This window comes from Paenibacillus beijingensis, assembly GCF_000961095.1.
Classification (GTDB): domain Bacteria; phylum Bacillota; class Bacilli; order Paenibacillales; family Paenibacillaceae; genus Paenibacillus_O; species Paenibacillus_O beijingensis.
The window spans coordinates 3,275,358-3,299,364 of the sequence record NZ_CP011058.1 but is presented as its reverse complement, the minus strand read 5'-3'; the positions used below and the strand labels follow the sequence as shown (position 1 = coordinate 3,299,364).

16 protein-coding genes are annotated in these 24,007 nt (G+C 54.0%); 2 read left to right on the top strand and 14 right to left on the bottom strand.

All coding sequences use genetic code 11. From position 1 onward, the window contains the following. Positions 1-261: 261 nt before the first annotated feature. Positions 262-1,188 carry a discoidin domain-containing protein gene (locus VN24_RS14860; RefSeq protein ID WP_045671031.1) on the bottom strand — a complete coding sequence of 309 codons (927 nt, stop codon included), beginning with the start codon at positions 1,186-1,188 and terminating at the stop codon, positions 262-264. 243 nt (positions 1,189-1,431) lie between these two features. Between VN24_RS14860 and VN24_RS14855 the strand changes: the two genes are divergently transcribed. After that, positions 1,432-1,752, top strand: a complete 321-nt coding sequence (locus tag VN24_RS14855) for a hypothetical protein (protein ID WP_045671030.1) — start codon at positions 1,432-1,434, stop codon at positions 1,750-1,752. 185 nt (positions 1,753-1,937) lie between these two features. On the opposite strand, the gene VN24_RS26375 is transcribed toward VN24_RS14855, so the two are convergent. The 4 genes from VN24_RS26375 to VN24_RS14830 form a co-directional block, all read right to left on the bottom strand. After that, positions 1,938-7,709, bottom strand: coding sequence for an Ig-like domain-containing protein (locus VN24_RS26375; protein WP_052702972.1), 5,772 nt, complete (start codon positions 7,707-7,709; stop codon positions 1,938-1,940). Between the two features lie 362 nt (positions 7,710-8,071). After that, positions 8,072-8,329: a heterodisulfide reductase-related iron-sulfur binding cluster gene (locus tag VN24_RS28215; protein ID WP_238590700.1), complete on the bottom strand. Its 258-nt coding sequence runs from the start codon at positions 8,327-8,329 to the stop codon at positions 8,072-8,074. Positions 8,330-8,784: 455 nt separating this feature from the next. After that, on the bottom strand, positions 8,785-11,298 hold the full coding sequence (locus tag VN24_RS14835; RefSeq protein WP_045671027.1) for a glycoside hydrolase family 38 N-terminal domain-containing protein: 2,514 nt from the start codon (positions 11,296-11,298) through the stop codon (positions 8,785-8,787). Positions 11,299-11,324: 26 nt separating this feature from the next. After that, positions 11,325-14,057, bottom strand: a complete 2,733-nt coding sequence (locus VN24_RS14830) for an alpha-mannosidase (RefSeq protein WP_045671026.1) — start codon at positions 14,055-14,057, stop codon at positions 11,325-11,327. Between the two features lie 251 nt (positions 14,058-14,308). Here VN24_RS14830 and VN24_RS14825 point away from each other — a divergent pair, with 251 nt between their 5' ends. Next, positions 14,309-15,262, top strand: coding sequence for a D-2-hydroxyacid dehydrogenase (locus VN24_RS14825; RefSeq protein ID WP_045671025.1), 954 nt, complete (start codon positions 14,309-14,311; stop codon positions 15,260-15,262). Between the two features lie 93 nt (positions 15,263-15,355). On the opposite strand, the gene VN24_RS14820 is transcribed toward VN24_RS14825, so the two are convergent. The 9 genes from VN24_RS14820 to VN24_RS14785 all read right to left on the bottom strand — a co-directional run bounded on the left by VN24_RS14820 (position 15,356) and on the right by VN24_RS14785 (position 24,006). Continuing rightward, positions 15,356-16,063, bottom strand: a complete 708-nt coding sequence (locus tag VN24_RS14820; protein WP_045671024.1) for a DNA alkylation repair protein — start codon at positions 16,061-16,063, stop codon at positions 15,356-15,358. Positions 16,064-16,317: 254 nt separating this feature from the next. After that, positions 16,318-16,491 carry a hypothetical protein gene (locus VN24_RS27840; protein WP_169751047.1) on the bottom strand — a complete coding sequence of 58 codons (174 nt, stop codon included), beginning with the start codon at positions 16,489-16,491 and terminating at the stop codon, positions 16,318-16,320. 272 nt (positions 16,492-16,763) lie between these two features. Beyond that, the gene (locus VN24_RS14815) at positions 16,764-17,477 is read right to left on the bottom strand and encodes a GntR family transcriptional regulator (protein WP_045671023.1); all 714 of its coding nucleotides are present in this window, start codon (positions 17,475-17,477) and stop codon (positions 16,764-16,766) included. 70 nt (positions 17,478-17,547) lie between these two features. Next, a complete protein-coding gene (locus tag VN24_RS14810) occupies positions 17,548-18,570 on the bottom strand; it encodes a CehA/McbA family metallohydrolase (RefSeq protein WP_045671022.1) in 1,023 nt (340 codons plus the stop codon). Then, entirely contained in the window at positions 18,548-19,033 is a 486-nt protein-coding gene (locus VN24_RS14805; RefSeq protein ID WP_238590699.1) for a hypothetical protein, read from the bottom strand. Before VN24_RS14805 ends, VN24_RS14810 begins: the two co-directional genes overlap by 23 nt. After that, a complete protein-coding gene (locus VN24_RS14800; RefSeq protein ID WP_052702971.1) occupies positions 19,030-20,379 on the bottom strand; it encodes a hypothetical protein in 1,350 nt (449 codons plus the stop codon). The genes VN24_RS14805 and VN24_RS14800 overlap by 4 nt, the downstream gene beginning before the upstream one ends. A 424-nt stretch (positions 20,380-20,803) precedes the next feature. Further along, on the bottom strand, positions 20,804-21,073 hold the full coding sequence (locus VN24_RS14795) for a hypothetical protein (protein ID WP_045671020.1): 270 nt from the start codon (positions 21,071-21,073) through the stop codon (positions 20,804-20,806). 98 nt (positions 21,074-21,171) lie between these two features. After that, positions 21,172-22,767 carry a gamma-glutamyltransferase gene (ggt, locus tag VN24_RS14790; RefSeq protein ID WP_045671019.1) on the bottom strand — a complete coding sequence of 532 codons (1,596 nt, stop codon included), beginning with the start codon at positions 22,765-22,767 and terminating at the stop codon, positions 21,172-21,174. A gap of 6 nt (positions 22,768-22,773) precedes the next feature. Next, on the bottom strand, positions 22,774-24,006 hold the full coding sequence (locus tag VN24_RS14785) for a pyridoxal-phosphate-dependent aminotransferase family protein (protein ID WP_045671018.1): 1,233 nt from the start codon (positions 24,004-24,006) through the stop codon (positions 22,774-22,776). Position 24,007 lies beyond the last annotated feature (1 nt).

Below are 24,007 nucleotides of genomic sequence, written 5' to 3'. Positions count from 1 at the left end.
TGCGAGGCCTTTTTGACGACGCGGCAGGATTCACTTCATGTTACGGCCTGGCATGTCGCTCGCCCTGTCTCCGACAGGTACTTTTGTCGATGCGCTTCTGCGCACAGATTTCGCCGTACGCAGGCATCCAAGCTATGCGGGGGCTTGGCCCCTCCCGCGACCGGACTTTCACCAGCTAGAAGATGCGTGCCTCTGGGCACGCTGGTCAAAAAAAAAACGGATGGTGCCGATTCGGCCCCATCCGCTGCAACATGTACGCGATTATTCGTAGTCCACGTTTAATTCCGCGATATTCGCGTTGATCGAAGCCGTCGTCAAGGCTTCCTGACGGACATGCGTAGTGGTTTCGGCAAATTCCGCCGTCTTCTCGGCCGCGTCATTGGCCCACGTGCCGTTGTCTGCGACCTTGGTGAAGTTCTCGTCGTCCGTGCTTACATAGACGATATAGGTCAGAATCCGTCTGTTCGAAATGCTGCCTCTGGGCAGATACCGCACCTTGTTGACCTTGTACGTGCCGCCCAGGTCAAGCGTGATCCACTGCGGCAGCTCCAGGCCCGGCGAATACTGGCTGTCCCAGAACGTGCCGGCCGACCCGTCGATCGCATTCGATGCCGGCGTATCTCCCTCCTGCGTGCTAGAAGCCGTCGCCGTCATCTGTGATTGCGGCACGGTTCCGCCAATTAAACCCGTAATCGTGTAGCCGGCCGAAGTGACGTCCGAATCCGTCATCCCGGACGGCAAAATATCCGTCCATTTGATGGCCAATTCATAGAAGGTCTCGGATCCGGACCGCTGGATGGCGACAGGAGAATGGGCCAAATTATTCCCGCCGATGCCGCCTGTCTTCATCACGGTATTCGTATCGGAATTGAGCGCGATCCCGTTCTCGTTCCATCCCAGATCTCCAGGACCGATCGACCTGCCGGGATCAATCGCAAATTGAATGGAATCCCCCTTCCAGGAATCGCCCGCCGGATTGTTATTGAAATGGGTATTGTCCGTCATGCGGACCGCCATGTACAGATATTCCGAATCCCGCTTCGTATAGGCCGTGGCGCTTAAATCTTTCGCCGGCTCCTGGACCGTAACTGTTCCGCCGCTCATATTTGCGAGTGAGCTTTGATTATCGATCTTGACGGCCAGATCCCACCCATTGCCCGTCGAATTGACAACGGGAGATGCCTGCATCACAACGGTGTCCTTCTGCCCGTGAGCGCTTCGGCGCCCCCAGCGCGGGTAACGGTGATTTGGGCTTCTTCTCCAGGTGCTAACGTAATACCCGCAGAATTCAAGCTAAAGGCTGGCGCTGCCAGCACCGGATCCTGGGCGAAGCTCCCCGCGAACGTACCGCTGGAGCAACATGCAGGTTGAATTGCAACCGACGTCGTGCTCCGAAATCCGGATGATCTTTAGCACCTTTATGATGCTGTCGTGCATACCGCTATCCATTCCGTCAAACCTGAAAACATCGCCACGTTCCTCGGCCAAAAACTCCACGGGAACTATGAGGGCGAAATTTGCATCCGATTCAACAAACGTATTCTCGGAACGAGAATCAAGCACCAGATGGGTGCAGTCAGCATCAAGATGTACGACAAATCCGGCAACGTGCTGCGAATCGAGACAATGGTTAACGATGTCTCACAATTCAAGCACTCACGGGAAGTTCAGCAGCGGGATGGCACGGTGACGCAGAAGGTCGCTCCAATGAAGAAAAACATCTACAGCCTATTCCGCTCGGTCACATCCTGAAGGCATCCAATCGTCGTTACCTAGAGTTCGTATCTTCGCTGACTACGGTATTTCTATCGATGAGTTGAGGGCAAGGTTTTCTCCATCGTATTCCGGGCTGCCTGATCCGGTTCGACAACATGCCCGGATTATCTTCTTGCGGTTACAAGAGCAGTTTGAATTCCCTTCGTGAAAGAATAGCCGAATCAGTACCCGCTTATCCCGCTGACCTTGAAGTTGTCTAAGTTGACTGTATGATCGCGGCTGAACGTTGAACCGATCAAAGCGGCGGCATAGGCCGTTGCCGCATCGGAGAATCCGCTTGTTGCAAAGCTGTAGTCGCTAGCGCTTCCGGCAAAGGTCACATCGGAGATCGCCCCGGTCACGGTATCGACCGTATAAGCCAATTGGTGGAAGCTGCTTTGCGGATCCCATGTGCCCGTATAAGCGATCTCCGGTCCTGCAGCCTGTCCGTTCACGAAAAGCGTAATCGCGCCCGTCGTGTTGTTGATTCGTAAACCGCTAAAGTTCGTTTCGATCGCTTCCCCACTGCCTTGCTGCGGCAAAGCGGAGTAGAACCCGAGTCCGACATGCTGCGTCGCTTTGACCGCGAACGACAGGTCCGCTTCGATTCGGATTTTCGTCGGTTTTTCGTAAGCACTCGAGCTTGCAATCGGAATGGCAATGGCGCCTTTGGCATTCCCGCCGGCAACAAGCCGCGCCTCCGGCGCAGGATTGCCCGCATCGCCCTTGATCGTACCGGAAAAGCTTCCATTCGCTGCAAAATTGAGCACCGACCACTCGCTTCCCGGAAGGTTGGCCGTATCCGGAACGCGTCCGTTGATCGTACTTCCATTCGTCCCGCTAAACGTATCGGAAATCACGACGTTGCTTTGAGGGACAGGCGGATTAACGGTCACATTCACACCCGCATTCAAACTTCCGTATGCTGCCGTCACAACGGCCGTACCTGGAGCCGCAGCTGCAATCGTCCCGGTTGAGTCAACGGTTGCCACGGCAGGATCGCTGCTCGACCAGGTGACCTGGATTCCATTGATTGCTTCGTTGTTTTGGTTATATACCGTCGCCTGAACGGTCTGCGTCTCTCCCACATTTAAAGTTGCGGAAGCAGGATTTACCACAATGGAGGTTGGAGTTTCCAATCCGCTGACCTTGAAGTTGTCCACATTCACCGTATGGTCACGCGAGAATGTTGAACCGATCAAAGCAGCGGCATAAGCCGTTGCCGCATCGGTGAAACCGCTTGTTGCAAAGCTGTAGTCGCTAGCGCTTCCGGCAAAGGTCACATCGGAGATCGCCCCGGTCACGGTATCGACCGTATAAGCCAATTGGTGGAAGCTGCTTTGCGGATCCCATGTGCCCGTATAAGCGATCTCCGGTCCTGCAGCCTGTCCGTTCACGAAAAGCGTAATCGCGCCCGTCGTGTTGTTGATTCGTAAACCGCTAAAGTTCGTTTCGATCGCTTCCCCACTGCCTTGCTGCGGCAAAGCGGAGTAGAACCCGAGTCCGACATGCTGCGTCGCTTTGACCGCGAACGACAGGTCCGCTTCGATTCGGATTTTCGTCGGTTTTTCGTAAGCACTCGAGCTTGCAATCGGAATGGCAATGGCGCCTTTGGCATTCCCGCCGGCAACAAGCCGCGCCTCCGGCGCAGGATTGCCCGCATCGCCCTTGATCGTACCGGAAAAGCTTCCATTCGCTGCAAAATTGAGCACCGACCACTCGCTTCCCGGAAGGTTGGCCGTATCCGGAACGCGTCCGTTGATCGTACTTCCATTCGTCCCGCTAAACGTATCGGAGATGACGACAGTGCTTTGAGGGACAACCGGATTAACCGTCACATTTATATCTGCACTCAGATTCCCGTATGCTGCCGTCACAACGGCCGTGCCAGCAGCTACAGCCGTAATCGTCCCGGTAGCATCAACGGTTGCGACGGCAGGGTCGCTGCTCGACCAGTTCACTTGGATTCCGTTCATAACCTCGTTGTTCTGGTCATATACCGTTGCCTGAGCGGACTGCGACGCTCCGACATTCAAGGTTGCGGATGCAGGATCTACTGCAATGGAAGTCGGCACTAAAGTTCCATCCGATAATTGCGTCCTGTCCGTCAAGATCAAATCTCCGAACAGCAGCGGATTTTTGGTTAAGCCGATCCCGCTCATATATTCCATCCAGCCGCGTCTGAGCGATCCGTCATTATCATTGACCAATAAAGAGAATCCAATGGCGTATTCTGTCGACGGAATCATTCCGACCGGCAAAATATCCGTCCATTTGATCGCCATTTCATAGACGGTCTCGTTTCCGTCCCGATTGATGATGATTGGGGAATTGAGCAAATTATTGCCTCCAATGCCGCCTCTCTTCATCACTGCGTTCGTAACCGAATTTAAAGCGATGGTATTCTCGTTCCATCCTAGCTTCCCCGGCTCGATTGCTCTGCCCGGATCGATCGCGAACTGAATGGAATCACCTTTCCAGGAATCGCCCGGCGGGTTGTTGTTGAAATGGATGTTATCCGTAACACGGACAGCCAAATACAGGTGATCCGAGTCCCACTTCGTATAGGCTGTAGCACTTAAATCTTCCGGCCCTCCCCAATCCGTTATTAATCGGACCTGCGATGCCTGGTCGAGCGTGAAGGATTCCGAATTGCTCCATTCCTCGTCGTCGATCACCCCATCGATCAGGATCGGCTGGACAGCTCTCACCGATGTCAGGGCACTCATATTGCGTTCGATTAATTGGGAGTAGCCGTCGTCCCGGTCCACCTGCACCTTGGTTAACAAAGGGGTATCAATGCTGATGGATGGGGCCGGAATTTTAATCGTCGTACTCGAGCCGGGGGCAATCGGGTCAAAGGCATGAATCCCCGCCATATCTGCCGGTTCCAGGACGGTTACGGTTCCGCCGCTCATCGGTTCCAGCGAATTTTGGTTGTTGATCGTGACGGCCAAATCCCATCCGTTACCCGTCGAATTAAGAACGGGAGAGGCAAGAACGACAACCGCATCCTTCATTTGCGCGTCCAGCTTCATGCTGCCGTACAACTCGCCGCCCGTACCCTTCGCATAAATATGAACTTCTCCGCTGGATTGCGTTTCGGGTGCTCTAACTGTCAAGGTGTCCGTTGTCTGGCCTGCGCTGAACGTTCCGCCCGAAACCAGCTGCCAGCCGAGCGGAAGATGTGCCTCATAAGTCCCCGAGAGCGCTTCGGCGCCTGCCGCACGGGTAACTGTAAACTGAACCTCTTCCTCAGGCGATGCCTCAACAACCGAAGGATTCACGGTGAAGGTTGGCGCTGCCAGTACAGGCGCTTGTCCGAAGCTCCCTGCGATGTAGACGGGAGCTGCAGTGGCCGTGAATGTCAGGTTCCCGCTCACGGTTTCGTAAGACTTAACGTTCCCGAATAGATCCGTCACTTGCAACGGGCTGCTTCCAAGATTCAAACCGATCTGCTTGTCGACATTCGACCAGATCGCCAGAATATCCTGATTGTCGGACGCCCGATGAAACTTATAGATTCTCACGTCGTTATCGAGCGTATTATAGGATTCCACGAAAGCCGCACCGCCCAGCTGATTCGATACGTTGTTAAACGCGACAAACGAAGGCTTGGGCGAATTATCCACATACAGAACGCCTTGGCTGCATTCATAGAACTTACTGTCGGTGCAGTCATTGAGGAAATCATACCAATAGATTTGATCGATCAGGACGTCGTTAGCCATATTGGTCACAACCAATTGCGCGCCGTACGAAGCCGAATCGATCTCGGTAAAACCTCCCCACTTCTTATCCATGGTCGGCCACCCGATTTCGGTCAGCCACAGCTCGATGTCTTTCGTAATTCCATGGCTCGCATGGTAGTTTTCAATATACTGTTTCAGGTCCTGGAAGTCGGTGAAGACCTCTCCTTGTTCCGGGTTTTTCGACGGATACGTATGGAAAGACATCCCATCCAGATAGCTCGTGGCACCCAGGTCTACCAGTGCCTTTAACCACGGCTCGTCATAAGGCAGCGTAACGCCGCCGACAACCTTCATATTGGGATCGATACCCTTAATAATCGTATAAGCGTCTTGAAGAATGTCAAAATATTGCTGGGGCGTTAAGATTGTGCTCAATTCATTGCCGATTTCGAATGCATTCACCTTGCCTTGCAAGCTCGTTGCAACCTGCTCAATGAATGCCAGATCAAATCGAGTCACAATAAACGTGCTTAACCCGTTGGCGGCCGCATTATCGATGTAGGTCGGATTTCCGGACGTGAAGCCGTCCCGAATCGACACCGCGCCTGCTTGGACAACGAGCGGAGTGCGAATATCCGATCCTCCGTAGCCTCTGTCAAAGTGCGTATTAAAGCCGAGAAACGATTGTTTCGGTTTTCCCGTCAAATCGGCGATCGATCCCATATGAATCTCTTCATGCAGCTTGATCGCTCCATCCGGACTGACCGCATCCACGGAGACGGTATAGGTGCCCTTCTTCAAAACGCCGAATGCCAGCGGTTTGACGAGTCCTTTCTGTTCCGGCTCCAGACTGACATTAAATCCTCCGCTGTTTACGACGCTATTCGAATAATCCAACACGTTGTAGCTGACGTTAAGCTCTTTGCCTGTATCGAATTGATTGTCAAAAACGAGATTCACGGTCGAAGGTTCGCCGTCCTTAAAGATACTCCCCGTTGTGACGTGTGCCCCCCTCATCGAGACGGTCGGAATCAATTCGACGGTTATTTCAGCAATACAGACCGGAACACTCGTCTCGATTCTGAAATCGGCGCCATTGTTTTCCCGGTTGCCAAACTGCGCGTCCTCGATCAGATAAGTCGCTTGCTTCCAGGTGTTGCTGCCTTTCAGCAGCGTCTTCTCCGTATAGGCGTAAGGCGTTAAAACAGAATCGTACGCGATGAGAAATCCCTTTTCTCCGGTCACAGCGGCGTCATAATAGTCTACGGTGATTTTCACCGTATTCTTCCCGCCAAAAATGTAGTTATCGTCTACTCTGCCATAAATATAGTGCGCTCCGCTGGCCGGGTTCGTTTGCCAGCCGGACCGGCCGTCATAGGTTTCAGTAGTTCTTCCCGCGCCGTCTCCACTCACGGCTGACAATCCGTTTTCCTTATAGTAGGCTCCCAATGTTACGCTGACGGGCCCGTCTATTTCGGTCACCGTAACAGGAATGGAAGCGGTCAAACTGCCATTATTCGCCGTAATGACGGCCGTCCCGAGCTTCAATGACGTAATTTTTCCGGTGCTGTCCACTTTCGCCGTTGCGGCATCGCTGCTGGACCAGCTGATGGGAAGTTTATTCATCTTGAAGCCTTGTTGATCCAATACGGCTGCCACGGCGGTTGTCGATGTTCCGATATACATGGAAACTTCCGAAGGCTCCGCTTGAATCGAGGTCGCTGCGGATTGTACCGTGCTCTTCTCGACGGTAACGCCGCCGATCAGAGTAGGAACGGTCGTCTCGATTCGGATATCCGCCCCGTTTTCCCTGTTTGCGAAATTCGCATCCTTCAAGGAGTAGGTCACAGTCTTCCACGTATTGCTGCCTGTCAAATACGTCTTCGGAATATTGGAATCCCATGGATTTGCAACGGAATCATATGAAAAAAAGAATGTGTTGTTAGCGCTTTCAATACTGTCGAAATATTCAATGGTTATTGTTACTGCGTTGGTTCCTCCATTGATGAAGGTATTACGCACATTGAGATAAATATACTTCGCTCCTGCGGCAGGGTTGGTTTTCCAGCCGGACTTACCTTGGACCGTTTCTTTGGTAACCCCCCCGGGACCGTCTCCGCTCCACGGTGTTATCCCATTATCTACAACGTTCTCTCCCAATGTTACGCTTACCGACTCGCCTTCTGCCGCTGCATAAGCAGGAAGGAGCGTGACAACCAATATAATCGTCAACAGTAACGGTAATAAGGATTTCTTCTTCACCAACATTCCACCCTTTCAAATTGTTCAATAATATTTGTAAGCGATTTCAATACAGTGGTCAATTTGAGCTGAACGATTGGATTCACCCTTGTCCCATGCTTGGCCGATATCGACTTCGATCCCCCTTTCAGCATTCCTCAGCATATAAATATTAGAGAAAATCACGGAATTGGTGAATGGAATATATACACTTTGCGACTATGAAAATCTTAAGGCTGAAGCTGCAGCGATGACTGTATATGAATAGGCTGATGCACGAAAAACCCTTACCTAAGCAAGGGTCTCTATGGAGAGTGACAATCGTGCACTGCTCATCCAAATTCACGTCGATCTGTTTGTCCGCATTCGTTCATGAAGAAAGTCTACCAAATGGTCGATCGGGCATGCTCCATCTTATGCTCAAGTATTTGCCCGACCATTTCCGGCTGCGTCAAATTGTACATTCCCGCGGAACCGCAGCAGCGATCCGCCTCCTTCATCTCGATAAATTCCACGCCGCTAATTCTGCGCATCAGACGGCGCGGAGCATCGGAAGCATGCATGACGTAGCGGAGATGGTACGAATCCTGATAAGTAATGCGGACAGGTCCGCTATCGGATTCAGCTGCCACTTGATTCACTGCAGGATCCCCTTCATCGGTATTTTGCGGCTCCATAACGTACCGAACAAGCAGGTCGCTAATGTCGATCACTCGCTTCGCGAACCATGACGCATCACGGCTCCAGTCTGGATCATCGTGCAGCAGATGATCGTATTCGACCAGCAGAGCGTCGCATCCTCCCGTGTTCTAGACGATGAAATCGACGCCTGCTTCTATGAAAGCGCGGATTTGACCATAGTTTTATTTTTTTCAGCGTTCGATAAAAGCTTTCGGCTGCAAGAGTCTAACGCTTGCATGTTTCTGTATCATTCAAATAAAAAGCTCACAAGATTTTTTGATCTTGTGAGCTCCCCTGCCGACTTTAAAATCATATTCTCCGACCCATGCCGTTATCCCATTTTCCACAACGTTTTCTTTTGCATCCTATTAAAGCCTGTCACATAGTTTCATGAAAAATTAGCTATTTTAATCTTTCAATCCGGAATAGTTCTCTCTTTCAGATCTGCTTCCTTGATGATACCGTATGCAATATTGCAAACTAAGGTCCGAATTTCGTACGGTTTCAGCAGAACATCTTTTTCGACACAAACGAATGGGAGCGCCAAAACGGTGTTCCGCTCCTTGTCCGTTGGATTGAACAAACGGATCACATATTCATCCGCATGCTCTTCCGACCGCTTAAACGCCGTAAGCAGTACCGATGCATCCGACAATTCGGCCAGCGGCATGGGCGCCAGACCCGCTCCGGATGGAAAGAAGGACAGCGCAAACGGCTTTTCGTTATGCGCCAGCGCCTCCCGATCGATCGACTGCGCCCTGTCGGCCGCAGCTCCGGCATTGAGCCAAAACGTAAAGATGCGTTCCCCCTGGTCGATTCTCGGAGTGAACCGGTCCTGCTTCGTGATCGGCAAATCTTCGCCCGGCCTGTCTTCGCACGGATGCCCCGAATAGGAAGGCGAACGGAGCAGCGACACGCGAATGTGACCCCTCTCGCAATCGGATCCGTAAACCCCGTCGTTCACGCACGTGAACGCTCGTTCGTCCGAAGCGTCGAACACGCCCGTCCACTTCTGGGCTGCGACTTCGGTCCGGTCGGCCGGAAACGTTTCCACGCCGTAAGCGACCTGCCCCTTGTACGTGCTTTCATGAAGCGTGGTCGGCAAAGACCACTTCAGAAACTTCGATTTCTCATTCCACTGCACCCTGAGCTGAACTTCGACCTCGGTCCCTTTTTTCGGGATTTTGTAGGTTTGGCAAAGAAATGAATTTCCGTAACGGAAAAGCGCTTCAATGACGGTACGGACTTCTCCGTCTTCGATTACCCTGACCGATGAGAGCGTGCCTGCGGTCACGCCGGAATATTCCGTTCCCTCTTCCGCGTTCATCAGGCTGAATTCCCCGATCTCCTCGGCGAATTTCTTGACCGTCATGCCCCACGGGTCGTCGTTGTCCCGCATCACCAGCGCGCAGCAGGCGCTGCTTCCCACATAGTTGCAGCCGTTCACCACGAATCGGTCCATCCATCCGGTCGAAGCATTGATGGATACCTCGAGATCGCCTGTCGTCACCGTATAATAGCCGCCGACTTCTTTCAGTCCCGATTTCGGCTTTTCCTCCAGCAGCACCATCCGGCAATCGAAACGGTTCATTTGTCCCGGCTTCAGCTGTGCCCGGAATACGGAACGTTTGCGCCAATCGATCCAGTGGTTGCTGAGCTCCTTCTCCACCTGGCATGGGATCCGCTCCCCCTCCTGGTAGACGAAGGGAAAATAAAAACCGCCCTTGCGGTTCTGATCGGCCAATTGAAACTCGCATTCCACGATGCCTTCCACTTCATACGGATGAGGATTATAGACGAATACCGGAATGTTCCCCTCTTCCGCCTGCCGCTGACCGGCGGCCAAAGCGAAGAACGCCCGCGCTTTGATCCGCGACAAAATCTCCAGTCCGTGATCCATGAGGCGAATGGACGTTTCCTCCACCGGTTGAATCGAACTGCCCGGCAAAATATCGTGGAATTCCGCGTTCATCAGATCGCAAAGCGCCTCGTAAAGCTCATCGGACGGATACTGCATCAGACTTTGCACGGCTGCGGCGGAACACATCTTTTCGGTCATGTAGTATTCGTTCTCCAGCAGGCGGTGCTTCTGCTTCAGGCGTATCTGGGATGTATAGCAGCCTGGAGCCCACGAGTTCAAGTCACCTGCATGGCGGGGCAGAATGTCCTTGTTCAGTTCGGCAAAATAGGCCTCCGGAGTCGAATGGAGCACTTCTACACCGAGCTTGCGCTGATCCGCGATCAATTCGTTCAGCCGTTCCAGGTCGAGCCTGGACGGTCCGCCCCCATGGTTGCCGATCCCCCATAGGACGAGACCTGTGTTTAGCGTCTGATACGCTTCCGCCGTCAGAAACCGCTCAACCTTATCCCGCGCCATTCCTCGATGGGACATGTACATGTCAAAGCTGCGATGCGCCATAATTTCCGAGCCATCGTAACCGACCCAGACGAAATTTTCCGCAGGCAGGGAAATATCCTCGGGAAAGGGCCTGCAGAATATATAGGAATCGAAGCCGGATTTGCTTAAAATCTGAACCAGTCCCCGCGTATGCCCGAAAGGGTCGAAGTTAATCGCCGTCTTGGGCTCAACGCCGAATTTCTGGCTAAAATACCGGTATCCGGTCAAAATTTGCCGGACAAACGATTCCCCGCTCGGCATGTTGCAATCCGGCTGCAGAAACCACCCGCCCATAATGTGCCATTTTCCGGCTTGCACCAGCTTTCGGATTCGTTCGAACAGGCTTGGTTCATATTCTTCCACCCATTTATATAGCGTGACTTCGTTATGGTTAAATACGAATGCGTCATGAGACTCGCAGAAATCCGCGGCAATTCGGAACGTGGAGATCGCTTCCGCCGCCCCTTCTTCCCATTCCCATAACCAGACCGGATCCAAGTGCGCATTGCCTACCAAATGGACTTTTTTCATCTGTCTTTCCCCTTTGTCAGCGCCTTTCACTTCGGTTGTGCATAAACCAGGGTCACGATCTCGGCAGGACGAACCGGAATATGAATCGGGTTGCCGGCCGTATGATCCAATTGCTGCAGACGTTCCTCCATAATATTGCTTTTGTACCAAACCCCGTCTCCGGGTGCAGGTGAATCGATCGCCAATACCGTATGCCGGCGTGAAGCATTGAACCAACGGGCAACCAGATCGCCCGTTTCCGCGCTTGCTTTTACAGTTGTCAGCAGCATGCCTTCCCCTTCCCAATGAAACCAGGAATGAGTCGGCGGAAGCTCCCGGGAATGAACTTCGGTTTGTCGAACGACGAGAGGAATGCTTTGCCGATACGCTTCGGATGCCGCGTCGATTCGGCTTAAGCGGCCGGAATACGGAATGATGGTTAATGTTGCCGAATGCCAGTCCAAACATTGGGAATCCGGCGTCGGAAACACGCCCCAATCCCCCAATTCGCCAACGGACCGCAATAGCGTGACGGCGATCGTATTTTGGCCGTCGCGCAATACTTCGTATTCGTGCAAACCTTCGGATGAAACCATAAAGCCGGCTGTATCCGAATCGATTCCGGCGAACGTTTGCTGATGATGGCAATAACTGGGATTGACCCATTCCGGGTAGGGTTCATTGTTCCGTTCCGCAATTTCGAATACGGATTCGGCATAATGGGTATCGGCGATGATCGATGTCGGGAAACAAATACGCAGCCGATGATCCTTCGCCTTATTATTGAAGCTGACGGATAGCTTCAGCAGCCTCGCTCCTCTCTCCAGCGTCACTCTCGTGCGAATAATTAGCGGAACGGTCGTATGGCTTCGCTTCGCTTTCCGTTCCATTATGGGTACCATGGCTTCGATTTCGTTCTGAAGCAACGGATTCGCTTCGCTGGGAATTTTCCACTGATGAACGATTTCGAAGGTTGCCGATCCGCAGCTTTCCTCGACTAATTCGCAGGAAGACATCTCAAGTCTCTTCGTTGTAAGAGCAGCTTCTCCTTGCGGCTTGACATAAACATATTCATTGCCGTTATCGCCCGTATCCTCAAACCAGCCGAGCCCCGTATAGGTCTGCTGCGAATGCTTGTCATGGAGAGTCAGCGTTCCATTGTCCTCTATTCTGACGCTCAACCATTCATTTTCCATGGAATGCGGGCTTGTAACAAGCGATGTGGCAGCGGTTTCCGCAGATTTCACTTCCGGCACCCATGCGTACGTGCAATACCCAAGTGCCGGTATTGGGTCGGACATAAACGACACACGGATAATTCGCGCGTAATAGGGCTCCCGGAAACGATCGTTCGGCAGCTTGTAAGCAAAGCGGACTCCAAGATCCTCCGTCGACGCTTCCAGCGCTTCACCTGTTTCGGTTACGACGCATCCTGAGCTTAACGGCAGGCTGGAAAGCTTCTCGATCAATTCGGCCGCTTTTCCTGCAGAAAGGAGCGCACGCTCCACTTCAAGATCAACCGTGATTCTGCTTTGCTTGGGCCACCCCGACGTATTAAAAGCAACAAACGGCAGCGCTTTCTCATAGCGGGCAAAGCAGGAGGTATTCACACGTGCAGCCAATTTCTCCGCATGCTCATCAATGATGGCTTCGGTCACCTGACGGCTCTTCTCGAACCGGGTAATCATCTCCATGTGGACCTCATCGACGCTGCAGCAGCAAATACTGTCATGCGGATGATTCTGCATGAGTGTCTTCCAGGCATACGTAAACAAATGATGCGGGTAAGCTTCTCCCTGCATGGAAGCAAAGGCGGCGATCGGCTCCGCGACCTTCTCCAGCAAGGTCTGGCCGGTTGCATTACGCTGCTTCAGGTCAACATGGCTTGAAGCTGTGTTGACTAACGTATACCAGCCGTCGCTTCTCAAGCTGCGCAGCTCCCCGTTGATGACGTTGAGCGTATCGGGTAACTGTGATTGGACATGCCGGACATAGTCTTCAAAGTTGGAATGAACGAATTCGGTATCCGGGTAAAGCCGGCGAGCCGTCGCCAGCGCTTCAGACACATCGGTCTGAACAGGCTGATGGTCGCAGCCGTTCATCAGCAGCAAATGCGGCGTCGATGCATATTGCTCGGCTGCCGCTATCCGTTCTTTCCAATAACGCGCGGCCTCTTCGTCCTGTACCGGAATTTCCATCCCGTTATGGTACCAATTCGCAAACAGTATGCCGAGAACCCTTGTACCGTCAGGGGACTCCCAGATCATCTCCGAATACGGCGATTCATAGCTGTCCGATTGCTGCACACTGTTGTTGAATCCCGTCGGCTTCACACCTCGTCCGAATACCGCCGCCTCCATGCCCGCCTGCGCGACTAATTGCGGCGCTTGACCGATATTGCCGAAGGAATCGGGAAAGTAACCGATCTTCGTCCATCTGCCGTAAGGCTTTGCATCCTGCCGGCCGACCAGAAGGTTGCGCACATTCGCTTCCGCGCTGGTCAAAAACTCATCCTGCAAAATGTACCAGGGACCGATACGAATCCGACCTTCGCGAATATACCGCTCAAGCTCCTCCTTTCGCTCGGGTCGAACCTGCAAATAATCGTCCAACATAATCGTCTGACCATCCAGATGAAAGCTGCGGAATTCTGGATCCCGTTCCAGAACATCGAGCAGTTCATCGACCAATGCAATCAATCGCACATGATGTTTTTCATACGGCATATACCATTCACGATCCCAATGCGTGTGGGAAATGACATGCACAACCTTGCCCATATGACACCTCCGTGATACGGATTCGCTTCAGCGTTATTGTATAGAGGTTTCCAGAGGGGGTAAATGGAATAAATACACTTTGTGCCTATGAAAATCTTAAGCGTGAACGAGCTGAAAGCGGACTGCCCAGGTACAACAAACCGGCCCGAATTGAACAGCCCATACCGGAGCCATGCTTCGACTTGCGCCTTCTGGTACAATAAGGAAGAGAGAGATATCCACCATGGAGCTGGCGAAAAGGAGAGGATTCGATGCGTACGTTAGTGTGCATGTTCGGTTTATCGGAGGAACAAAAGGAAGCCGTACGGAAGACGGTTCCGGACTGGAAAGTGGTGTTCGGGCGCCCCAAGGAGCTGGACGACGCGCTGTTCTGGGAAGCCGAAGTCGTATGCGGCTGGAGTCCGGCCGTTGAAGCGGAGGGGTTAAAGCCGGAGTCGAAGCTTCGCTGGCTGCAGTCGTACTCGGCCGGCGTCGATAAAATGCCGCTGGAGAAGCTGGCGCAAAAAGGCGTGCTGCTCACGACGGCAAGCGGCATTCACGGCGTTCCGATGTCGGAGCTAACGATCGGGTTCATGCTCTCGTTTGCCCGCGGCCTGCATACTGCCGTCCGCAACCAAAGCAAGCACAACTGGGAGCCTCAGTCCCAATACGGGGAACTGAAGGACAAGACGGCCGGCATTATCGGGGCGGGCGAAATCGGCACGGAGCTGGGCCGTCTCCTCAAGGCGTTCGGCATGAAGACGCTTGGCGTACGCCGTTCGGACAAGCCCGCCGAATATATGGACGAGACGTTCACGATCGACCGTTTGAATGACGTGCTGCCGCAGTGCGATTACGTTGTGAACATTCTTCCTTACACACGCGAAACGGAAAAGCTGTTTAACGAGGAACGCTTCGCGCTAATGAAACGGAGCGCCTATTTTATTAATATTGGACGAGGGCCTTCGGCCGATACGGAAACGCTCGTAACGGCGCTGCGCGAAGGCGTCATCGCCGGCGCCGGCCTTGACGTTACCGATCCCGAGCCGCTGCCCAAGGAGCATCCCCTGTGGGAGATGGATAATGTAATCATCACGCCGCATATCGGCGGCAATTCGGACCGGTATGCCGAGCGGGCGGGGGAAATTTTGCTGGAGAACCTGAAGGCATACGCAGCTACGGGCCGGCCGGCGCGCAACGTGGTGGATTACGAACGGGAATACTAGTGAACAAGGAGCCGCTGCGCGGCAAACTTTTCAGCCCTCTCGCTTCCAGTAGGAAGTCGGGAGGGCGTATTTGTGCTCCGGGACATTTACAGTTTAACACCTTACATATTTACGTTTGAAACCAAGTTGTCCTTTATCTACTGCCTTTTGAATGTTTTCGGAAGCGAGTAGAAACTTGCTTTTTGTCTTATCCCGTTTGACTTCTACTGGACCTACTGCCTTTGCGGTCTCGACCGCCTTATCATGGAGAGGCAAATAGGATACCCCCACTGTGTAAATGAAATTATTCATAGCGTATTTAGCTCTTTCGGGAGAATCATGAATCGTATTTTCTACAATTTCAAGCATATTGGTAAGTTTGCTTTCGGAAAATTCTCCGTCCGGTCGATTTCCCAAAAGCCAGCAGTAACAACTCCAGCCCGCTGACATTCTCAGCTCTTCGCTGCTTGCGATCCATTTATCAGCAACTTCTTGCGCAATATCTGTTTCTGCCAAGGTTACTGCCACTACATAATCTGACAGCATATAAAAATAAGCGGCATCTATCCAACGCTCAAAATCCGCATCAGTCATTGTTTTTGGATCTGCAATTACGCCGGCAAAGTACATTGCGTCATAATTCCCCGTGTTGTAAAGCTGCTCAGCCAAAGGTTGATTTTTTTTAATATTCTTAGCGATGGGCTTCATTTCGCCTGTAGCCACACCAAAGAGCGGTTCGTGCGCGCCATTGGAAACGTAAATTTTCTTAGTTCGTTCCTTGCCGAGAGTTTCAAGCTCCTGCATAACCATTTCGAAATTCATTGTTTAACACTTCCTTATTTTTGAAGTATTTCATCAAGATTATCATAACCAATACTGGTTGATAAACATAGTGTACTGCGTTGTCCCCTTTAGACTCTTCACTGCTTATTATACAAGCATTTTCCTGTCGCAAGACAGTTATTGACCTATATTCATGTCCTAAACCTGCGACTAGAACATACGTCAATAAGTCAAAAAGGCTGCCCCGTTGGGACAGCCTTTAGTTTTCATATGGCGCGAATTTCCGCTATAGGTCACGATTCAATAATCTCGTCCAACTCGCTGCTGCTTTGGTGCGCTTTGCGAAGCACTTCGGCGTCGATTTCGTTTTGTCCCTGAATGGAAGCGGCGGCGGCCGCCTGCTTATTCAGCTGCTCCTCGATCTGGCCGATTCCGTGCGCTTCTTGATGATTTTTGCTTGAAGACATTATTTTAAGCCCACCCTTCAACGTGAGTATAACGGACCGCAATTGCCGTGCATCGTGGACTGAAGAGCGAATCAGTGATTATTGCCCTTGGAATTGCCCTTCTTGTCGGACGTTTTCGTTTGGGTGTTTTTAACGGCATGTCCCTGCTGCTTGCTCATCCATATGCACCTCCCCAGCGGCTTAACAAATAGCCGGCTGAAGATCATTGTGCGCTGCGGGAGCGGATTTTATGCGGATCGTGCAGGTTCCCGGGTTAAATGAGCAGGCGGCGGTCACCGCGTACGCTTAATCCAGAAGGTGAAAATATCGCTGCGGACATAGTCAAGCGAATAAAGCACCTGCCGGTTTATTTCATCGTAATGAAGCTGCTTCAGCAGCAGCACGGTCGATTGAGGCTGCTGCAGCAGCCGTTTGCAGATCGGATCGGAAGGGGGCGGCACGGTCAGCTCGGAATTCGAGCCTACGATGCGGATACCGGCTTTTTCCTCCAAATGGTTGAACAGCGAGCCCGAGAATGATCCGTTCTCGATAATCGCGCCGGCGATTGCTTGCGGCATGTAATTGATGGAATGCGCAACCGCTTCGCCGTCTGCCATGCGCGTCCGCTCCAGCACCACGATCTCCTCGCCCTGTTTCAGCCCCATCCGCTCCGCGATTTCGGGCGGGCATAACTGCGTGACGATATATTCGAGCTGTTCGTCCTCCTGAAGACCGGCCGTCCGGATCATATCGCCGATGCTGTACAACCGGTCCAGCGAGCTCGGAATCGTTGGCAGCGGGCGCGTGATATACGTGCCGCTGCCATGCTTGACGAACAGCTTGCCTTCGGATTGCAGCTTGCGTATCGCTCCCCGAACCGTCGTGCGGCTCACATGAAAATGCTGGGCCAAAGAAGTTTCGGAAGGGAGCTTGTCCCCGGGACGGATACGGTTGTCTCGAATATAATTTTCGATGTTCAATTTGATGGAGTCCAGTTTAGATGACACGGTTGAAACGTTTCACCCTTTCGCCTGCGGCATGGCGTCTTATTGATTCGTTCAAATGGCCGCACCCTGACTAACGTTCGACACAAAAGACCGGATTTGTAAAAGCGATCATCGTAACGGCTCCCGCCAGGCAGCCGTAAAGCTCTGCGCGAATCCATCCGCATCCCGGCGGCACTTCAACGCTCAAAGTAAACTCTTCGGAGGAAGCCGGGACCCGGAGCTCGTGCAGGACCCCGGTACCTCCGGTGAGCACAAGACGAAGCGTCTGCGGCTCAAGCCGGTAATGCTCGCGACGAGTGTCCAAGTCCAGCTTCATTTCGAACTCGATTGTACGGTTGCCGGCTGTACCGCTATCACTCAGCTCCAGCTGCTCTCCAATGGAGCAAACCTTACCCGAACCGGGATTTACCGCCGAAAAAGTAAGCAGCGGCCCCATCGTAACGACCGCCGAACCGCTGCGCAGAGCGCCCGCCGCCTGAGCGGCGATATCGTCTCCAGGTTTACCGTCGAAGCCCAAATACGTGACGGCTGCCGGGGCATCGTCCGGCTTCGTTTCATGCCAGTCCCGTCCGCTGGTCGCCGTCAGGCGGTGGCCTTTGTCCAGCAGCTCCGTCCACAGCCCGAACGCCCTCCGGCTGTCGCGCTTGACAGTCGGCATCAGTGTGGACCATACTTCGATAAAATCGAGATCGTTCCAGTCATTGACGGCAAACTCCCAGAAGCATCCGGTGCAGATCGGGCTGCCGATGCGAAACGGATGGGCGATGCCGGCAACGCCTCCCTGGCGGTGAACGTGTGCAATTCCGCGGTGGAGATCCCCGGGACCGAACGCCCGCCAGTCAACGAACTCGTGCACGCCGATCGTCAGCATATGACCGTAGAAGGTCGTCCATTCCATGCCCGGCACAATTTGAATTCCGCTTTCCCGCTCGACCCTCTCCCGGTCGACAAGTCCGGACTGCGTGTTATGGTCGGTCAGCGCTATGAAGGCAAGGCCCATCCAGCTCGCGCTCGCGGCCAGCTCGTCCAGCGATTGCCTGCCGTCGCTGTGAAACGTATGTGTGTGCAGCTCACACGGAACCCACGTCTTCATCGCTCTCTTCCTCCTCCCATACTTCGATCCGGTAGTCGCACGTCTCCGTCACAACCGCATGCAGGCTGAGCGTCAGCCGCCACAGCCCCGCCGGATTCGCACCCGGAACAAAACCCGGCGAGGCAAAGCCTTCGCCGATTACATGCCGCTGCTGCGGCGCGGGACGGTGGGCCGCTCCGCGGTGGCGCTGCGGGTCGTCCAGCGACAGCGTCAGCAAATTTTGCAGCGGCGCGTATTTTTCCCAGCCACCCCCGCCGCTGTCCGCCCTCTCGTAACCGTACCGCTCCATGCTCACTGTAATGATTTCCCGCGCGGCTTGCTTATCTTCAAGCAGCTTCGGAGAATAGGAAAATTCGATCCGCAGCTGATCTGCCGGCTCTTCGATATGGAACGTATAGGTAATATGGCTTTGCGTGCAGCTGCGGTCTACCTTCCCTAATGCCGCGAGCAGCTTCCGGCTCACAACTCGCCCTCCTCTCTTTTCCATATTACACCATTAGGCTCCTCCCGGGTCAGCTCGATTGTAACGCCGCTTTCGATTCCCGGCAGCGGAAGATAGTCGTCTCCAAGCATAAATGCTTTCAAACCGGAAACCGTCATCCGCTCCGCCCCATCCGGCAGCAGCACCGCGCGGATTTCGGCAACGTCCTGCAGCGCACCCGGCTTCGGAAGCTTCACCGTCGTCGCGAAATGGCTGTACGGTCCTTGATACGCCGCCCGAAACTCTTGCAAACGAAGATCGTGAAAGCTGGAAGAGTACCATACGTCAGATCCCTCAAGGCGCACCTGGATATCTAAGCACGCATCCTGTAAATGGTCGACCAATCCCGTATGATGCGAGTGGTGATCGGATGACGGATGCTTGGACGTCTGCACGAACAAATACGAGCGCTGATCGGCTAGCGCGAACGATTCCGGATTGCACGGCTGCTCCAGTTCGTACTGGCGCTGCATCTCCCAATTCGTGACCTGATAGGCAAACGGATAGTGATCCATCACTCGTTCGCGCGGCTCGCGCTGCGGCTGCCAGCGGTACAGAGGCGGAAGCAGATAACAATAGCCGGAGCGCACCTCGTCCGTAAAATTGCCGTTTCCGGTCGCCGCCTGCAGCACGGGATGACCGCCCAGCTCGTATCCTCCCCGGAAAGGCGTCGTCACGTGATGCGGACCCTGGTACTCGGCATGCAGCAGCTGCCCGTCGCTGTCCAGCTCGACCCGGTACATCCATTCGATATCCGTCGTTCTGCCCCATTTGCTCATCAGCAACGGTCCGGGCGTCCCCTCGTCCTCATGGCTGAACATCATCTGGTATTCGATGACCGTCCGTCCGCCGCTCTCCGTAAGCGAATAAAAGAGCAGCAGCGGCGTATCCGTAAACCGGCTTTCATACGGATGGGTCAAATTGCGGCCGTACACAAGCGGCGTATGGCGGTAAACGGACGCAAGCGGGCTTTCGGCGGGCACGCAGCGCACATCGATCCGCTCGATGCGGGCGGACGTTACGAGCGGAGCCGATTCGCGGTCGCGGAACTCGGCGTACAATTCGTACTCTCCGGCTTCAAAGCAGCCGAGCATGCGCTGGTAAACGAACGGGGCGTTTCCGTAAAAGAGGATGATATCCTGATTATAGACGCCGTTAACGTACAGCCGCACGAAAGCCGATTCGCGGTCCTTCTCTCGCCAGTCGCTGGCGCTGCTCGCTTTCAAATCAAGCTCGACAAAACCTTTTTCCTGCAGCGAAAACGAATAGCGACAGCCGCGGCACGCGTCGATCTCTTTCCCCGCCGGCATCGCTTGGGGGTTGTTCACCCGGAATTCCTCCTTTGTCTTGAAGGCAGTGTCACAAAAGTCGTCTAGACGTCCAGATCACTTGCTACTTGGGATTATAGAGTGGCTTTATTTTCGAAAAGGTAACGTGGAGATAAGTTTTTGTAAATGTCGGAAGTGCTTGTGTACCTCTTTGTAAATTCGTCCGGAGGGTGTGGAGCGGTCAATATTATTAATACCCGATGTTTATTGGCGAAAAATGCGGGGCCGACCTAGGAGCCGCCGATGGATGCCGGGTTATTTCCTAACGGCTGCCACAGCCTTTAATTTGAAGAAAATGACCCATTTGAAAATCTAACGGAGCTGAGCGCAGCTATTGGATGCAAGAATAGCCCTGTTTGGGCGGAAAGCAGCAAATAAGCTCTCTCGCAGCCGTTACATTTTGCAAAAGGGCATTTGAGCACGATTAACGTCTTTGGCAGCCGTTAGCGCTTGTTCCTTCGAACACCCCCGTCAGTGGGACTCGGCGCAGACTGCTTTCTACCGAGTTGTCGAAATTTCGAATTACTTTTCGATCCCGTGTTGTTCCTCCCGCTTTCGCTCGATCAGCGGCGTGCCCCTTTAATGGGATCCTCGACTGCTTTTTCATTTTTGGATGGCGGATCCAAGGGACGGTTAGCAGCCGGAAAAAAACAAAAAAAACCGCGATTTTCAGAAGGAGGATCTGCAGCCGCAAGCTGCAGACTCCTGCTTGAAAATCCGGTTTTTCGCTCGTGCAGGTAAAGATATCCTGCGGAAGAAGCGCTCCAAAGTTGGAGCCTACCGGAATATGCGCTACCAGCCGATAGCCATTCCGTCTCCGCGCGGATCGGCCGCGCCGCTGATGACGCCATTTTCGCCGATGACGATGCCCTGCGACTGGCCCATTATGCCGTCCCAGGCGCCAACCAGCTCCACTTCATGACCCCATTCGCGAAGCTGGGCGGCGATATCCAGCATGTCGCGGTTTTCCAGCTTAATGGCGTCGCTGTCTTCTCCCCATGTCCGGCCGTACACCCATCTTGGCAGCGCCAGCGCTTCCTGGATCGTGCAGCCGTAATCGAGCAGGCCGGTTAAGACCGACAGCGTCGTTTGCGGCTGGCCTTCCCCGCCTTGGGTTCCCACCAGCGCATATGGCTTGCCGCCGCGCGTAATCATGCCCGGCATCAGCGTATGAAAGGAACGTTTGCCGGGTGCGAGCACGTTGGGATCCGACGTATTAAGCGAAAAGAACGAGCCGCGGTTTTGCATAATGATGCCTGAATCGCCAGGGCTATAAGCGGAGCCGAAGTCAAAATAAAGGCTCTGGATAAACGAGACCGCATTGCCTTCCTCATCCGTAACGGCCGCATACGCGGTGTCCTGCCCCATTGCCGAGGAAAGGAACGATGCCGGACGCGGAAACTGCTGGTCGATCTCGTCGTACAAATGCTTGGCATACGATTTCGACAGCAGCCGCTCGAGCGGAATGTGCGCAAAATCCGGATCGGTCAAATACCGGTCGCGGTCGCGGAACGCTTTTTTCACCGTTTCCACAATGAGGTGGTAAAAGGCGGCCGAATTGCGCGGAATTTGCGACAGGTCTTCATTTTCCAGAATGTTCATCATCATGAGCGCCGTGAAGCCTTGCGAGTTGGGCGGCATCTGATGGATTTCGTAGCCCCGGTAAGTGACCGAGACCGGCTTCACCCATTCGCCGCTGTGAGTCGTGAAATCCTCTTCCGTCAGCAGCCCGCCGTCCGCCTGCATGCCCGCTATAATACGCTTCATAATGCTGCCTTTATAGAAAGCGTCCCGTCCTCCGGTTTGCAGCTCTCGCAGCGCGCGCGCAAGATCCGGCTGAAGCAGGCGGTCGCCCTCGCTTAGCAATTTCCCATCGGCAAAATAGATGCTTTCAAGCGGTGCGCAAGCCCGCAAATCCGTTTCGTTCTTGATCATCCAGTAGTGCAGGTTGCGCGAGATCGGGAAGCCCTTCTCCGCATATTCTGCCGCAGGCTCCAGCAGTTCCTCCCAAGGCAGCTTTCCGCCGCGGCGCCACACTTCCCACCAAGTATCCACCATGCCCGGTACGGTAATCGCGCTGCGGATGCCGCGAAGCGGAATCGCGGTTTCACCGGCAGACGTATAAATTTCCGGACGCAGCTGCCGTCCCGAACGGCCGCTGCCGTTATACCCGTGAAGCGTTCCTTCCTTGGCGTCATACAGCATAAAAAATGCGTCCCCGCCTAGCCCGGTCATATGGGGATATACGACTCCCAAAGCGGCGCTGACGGCTACCGCCGCGTCGAAGGCGCTGCCGCCCCGCTTCAAAATGAGACTCCCGACATGAGAAGCCAAGTAATGAGGCGACGTTACCATTGCATGAAGACCTGTCGGCATAATATTTTGCATTTCGGGCTATCCTCCTTCGTAAATCTCCAATGCCGCCTGCAGCGCAGCTCCGGCGGGCAGCGAATGCCCGTGGCGGATCAATACCGCCTCCAGTGCGCCGAGCAGATGAAGAACATTTTTCTGGTTGCAGCTAAAGCCCATCGTTCCGATTCTCCATATTTTACCTTTAAGCGGCCCGAACGAGCTGGCGATTTCAATGCCGAAGCGGTCGAGCAGCATGGAACGGACCGACTCCCCGTCGATGCCCTCCGGTATGGCAATGCAAGTGACGACGGTCAGCTTGCAGCTTTCGTCACCGTAAAAGTCGAGACCCATTGCCGCAAGTCCGGCCACAAGCGCCTTCTCGTGCAGGCGGTGGCGGGCGAACCGCTCCTCCAGTCCTTCTTCCAGCACAAGCCGCAGACCTTCGCGGAGCGCGTACAGCATCGATGTCATTTCCGTATGGTGATTAAGCCGCTGCGGTCCCCAGTAATCCTGGAGCTGGCTCAAATCCAGATAGTTGCTCTGAATGATCGGCCGCCTGTTCTCATCAGGAACTTCCGTGCCGCTTTGAAGACCGGCTTCCACCCGTTTGCGCGCCAGCAACTTGCGCTCGACGCGTTCATTGTACGTGACCGGAGCCATGCCGGACGGTACGGACAGACACTTTTGCGCGCCGCCGATCACCGCATCCAGGCACCATGCATCCGTCTCAACCGGCACGCCGCCGATCGTCGCAACCGCGTCGACCGCGATCAGAATGTCGCGCTGGCGGCACGCCTTGCCGATTTCGGCGAGCGGCTGCACGCGGCCGGTCGACGTTTCCCCGTGCACGATCGCGAGCAGATCCGGTTGATGCAGATCAAGCGCCTCGATAACCTCGGCCGGCTCGAATACGGATCCCCAAGGCTTCGTTATCGTCACGACTTCGGCGCCGCACCGCTGGGCGATTTCCTGCAGCAGATAGCCGAAGCGGCCGTAGATCGGAATGAGCACTTTGTCTCCGGGCTCGATCAGTCCCGTCAGCACCGCCTCAATCCCGGAACGGGATGTGCCGTCGACGGGAAACGCCCATTTATTTTTCGTCTGAAAAAGCTCTCTGAGCATCTCCATCGTTTCATTCATGATGGCCGTAAATTCGGGGTCGAATTGCCCCAAAATCGGAAAGGACATCGCCCGCAGCACGCGCGGATCGACCTCCACCGGCCCAGGTGTCATAATGGTCCGCAGCGACGGGGCCAGATCACCGAATCGTTTCATT

Bases quoted from the DNA above. Each gene is read 5' to 3' on its own strand.
- VN24_RS14825 (WP_045671025.1), top strand. From the start codon at position 14,309: ATGCGTACGTTAGTGTGCATGTTCGGTTTATCGGAGGAACAAAAGGAA.
- VN24_RS14835 (WP_045671027.1), bottom strand. From the start codon at position 11,298: ATGAAAAAAGTCCATTTGGTAGGCAATGCGCACTTGGATCCGGTCTGG.
- VN24_RS14810 (WP_045671022.1), bottom strand. From the start codon at position 18,570: ATGAAGACGTGGGTTCCGTGTGAGCTGCACACACATACGTTTCACAGC.
- VN24_RS14830 (WP_045671026.1), bottom strand. From the start codon at position 14,057: ATGGGCAAGGTTGTGCATGTCATTTCCCACACGCATTGGGATCGTGAA.
- VN24_RS14860 (WP_045671031.1), bottom strand. From the start codon at position 1,188: ATGCAGGCATCTCCCGTTGTCAATTCGACGGGCAATGGGTGGGATCTG.
- VN24_RS14820 (WP_045671024.1), bottom strand. From the start codon at position 16,063: ATGAATTTCGAAATGGTTATGCAGGAGCTTGAAACTCTCGGCAAGGAA.
- ggt (WP_045671019.1), bottom strand. From the start codon at position 22,767: ATGCAAAATATTATGCCGACAGGTCTTCATGCAATGGTAACGTCGCCT.
- VN24_RS14785 (WP_045671018.1), bottom strand. From the start codon at position 24,006: ATGAAACGATTCGGTGATCTGGCCCCGTCGCTGCGGACCATTATGACA.
- VN24_RS27840 (WP_169751047.1), bottom strand. From the start codon at position 16,491: ATGTCTTCAAGCAAAAATCATCAAGAAGCGCACGGAATCGGCCAGATC.